This is a genomic window from Microcoleus sp. S36b_A4 (assembly GCF_036700645.1).
In the GTDB taxonomy this organism is placed as follows: domain Bacteria; phylum Cyanobacteriota; class Cyanobacteriia; order Cyanobacteriales; family Microcoleaceae; genus Microcoleus.
Window position 1 is genome coordinate 1 of record NZ_JAUBPI010000198.1, and the last position, 2528, is coordinate 2528.

1 protein-coding gene is annotated in these 2528 nt (G+C 49.2%); it reads right to left on the reverse strand.

Annotated features, from left to right (window positions below; all coding sequences use genetic code 11):
* Window positions 1-2528: Ig-like domain-containing protein (locus tag QUA03_RS28705; RefSeq protein WP_333217096.1), on the reverse strand; the 2528-nt coding region annotated here is incomplete at both ends.

Sequence of the window (2528 nt, forward strand, 5' to 3'; positions counted from 1 at the left end):
ACGTCGCTGGCTATAAATCCTGTGACGCTTTCGCTGAATGTTGCTGTTACTAAAAATGGTGCGTTTGTGGTGGTTGGGGATGCGGATGTTAAGGCTACTGTTGGTGCTGTAATATCGGCAGTACGAGTCAATTGAGCCGCAGCGGTGTTGTTGTTACCAGCGGTATCAATCGCTGTAGCTGCGGGGATATCAACGGTGACAGCGCCAGTAGCCGTTGGTGTAACGGTGAAAGTATAAGTTGTGCCGCTACCTGTGAAATTGCTAATCGTACTGTTAGTCAGAGTCACGTCGCTGGCTATAAATCCTGTGACGCTTTCGCTGAATGTTGCTGTTACTAAAAATGGTGCATTTGTGGTGGTTGGGGATGCGGATGTTAAGGCTACTGTTGGTGCTGTAACATCAGCGGTGCGAGCCAGTTGTGTGGCTGCGGTATTGTTATTACCCGCGGTATCGGTTGCTCTTGCTGCTGGGACATCAACGGTGACAGGGCCATCAGCGGTGGGATTGACGGTGAAAGTATAAGTTGTGCCGCTACCTGTGAAACCACTAACAGTGCCGTTAGCAACAGTCACGTCAGTGTCGATAAATCCTGTGACGCTTTCGCTGAAGGTTGCTGTTACTAAAAATGGTGCGTTTGTGGTGGTTGGGGATGCGGATGTTAAGGCTACTGTTGGTACTGTAGCATCAGCGGTGCGAACCAGTTGTGTGGCTGCGGTATTGTTATTACCCGCGGTATCGGTTGCTCTTGCTGCTGGGACATCAACGGTGACAGGGCCATCAGCGGTGGGATTGACGGTGAAAGTATAAGTTGTGCCGCTACCTGTGAAACCACTAACAGTGCCGTTAGCAACAGTCACGTCAGTGTCGATAAATCCTGTGACGCTTTCGCTGAAGGTTGCTGTTACTAAAAATGGTGCGTTTGTGGTGGTTGGGGATGCGGATGTTAAGGCTACTGTTGGTGCTGTAGCATCAGCGGTGCGAACCAGTTGTGTGGCTGCGGTATTGTTATTACCCGCGGTATCGGTTGCTCTTGCTGCGGGGATATCAACGGTGACAGGGCCATCAGCGGTGGGATTGACGGTGAAAGTATAAGTTGTGCCGCTACCTGTGAAATTGCTAATCGTACTGTTAGTCAGATTCACGTCGCTGGCTATAAATCCTGTGACGCTTTCGCTGAATGTTGCTGTTACTAAAAATGGTGCGTTTGTGGTGGTTGGGGATGCGGATGTTAAGGCTACTGTTGGTGCTGTAATATCGGCAGTACGAGTCAATTGAGCCGCAGCGGTGTTGTTGTTACCAGCGGTATCAATCGCTGTAGCTGCGGGGATATCAACGGTGACAGCGCCAGTAGCCGTTGGTGTAACGGTGAAAGTATAAGTTGTGCCGCTACCTGTGAAATTGCTAATCGTACTGTTAGTCAGATTCACGTCGCTGGCTATAAATCCTGTGACGCTTTCGCTGAATGTTGCTGTTACTAAAAATGGTGCGTTTGTGGTGGTTGGTGATGTTGATGTGAGGGTTACTGTGGGTGCGGTAATATCGGCAGTGCGAGTTAGTTGAGTGGCTGCGGTATTATTGTTACCAACGGTATCTGTGGCTGTAGCTGCGGGAATATCAACTGTGACATTGCCAGTGGCTGTTGGTGTAACTGTGAAAGTATAAGTTGTGCCGCTACCTGTGAAATTGCTAATCGTACTGTTAGTCAGATTCACGTCAGTGGCGATAAATCCTGTGACGCTTTCGCTGAATGTTGCTGTGACATCAAAGGCTGCGTTTGTGGTGGTTGGTGATGTTGATGTGAGGGCTACTGTGGGTGCGGTGATATCGGCAGTGCGAACAAGTTGAGGGGCTGCGATATTGTTATTACCAACGGTATCAATCGCTGTAGCTGCTGGGATATCAACGGTGACATTGCCAGTGGCTGTTGGTGTCACTGTGAAAGTATAAGTTGTACCGCTACCTGTAAATCCGCTAACAGTTCCGTTAGCAACAGTCACGTCAGTGTCAGTAAATCCTGTGACGCTTTCGCTGAATGTTGCTGTGACATCAAAGGCTGCGTTTGTGGTGGTTGGTGATGTTGATGTGAGGGCTACTGTGGGTGCGGTGATATCGGCAGTGCGAACAAGTTGAGTGGCTGCGGTATTATTGTTACCAACGGTATCTGTGGCTGTAGCTGCGGGAATATCAACTGTGACATTGCCAGTGGCTGTTGGTGTAACTGTGAAAGTATAAGTTGTGCCGCTACCTGTGAAATTGCTAATCGTACTGTTAGTCAGATTCACGTCAGTGGCGATAAATCCTGTGACGCTTTCGCTGAATGTTGCTGTGACATCAAAGGCTGCGTTTGTGGTGGTTGGTGATGTTGATGTGAGGGTTACTGTGGGTGCGGTAATATCGGCAGTGCGAGTTAGTTGAGTGGCTGCGGTATTGTTATTACCAGCGGTATCTGTGGCTGTAGCTGCGGGAATATCAACTGTGACATTGCCAGTGGCTGTTGGTGTAACTGTGAAAGTATAAGTTGTGCCGCT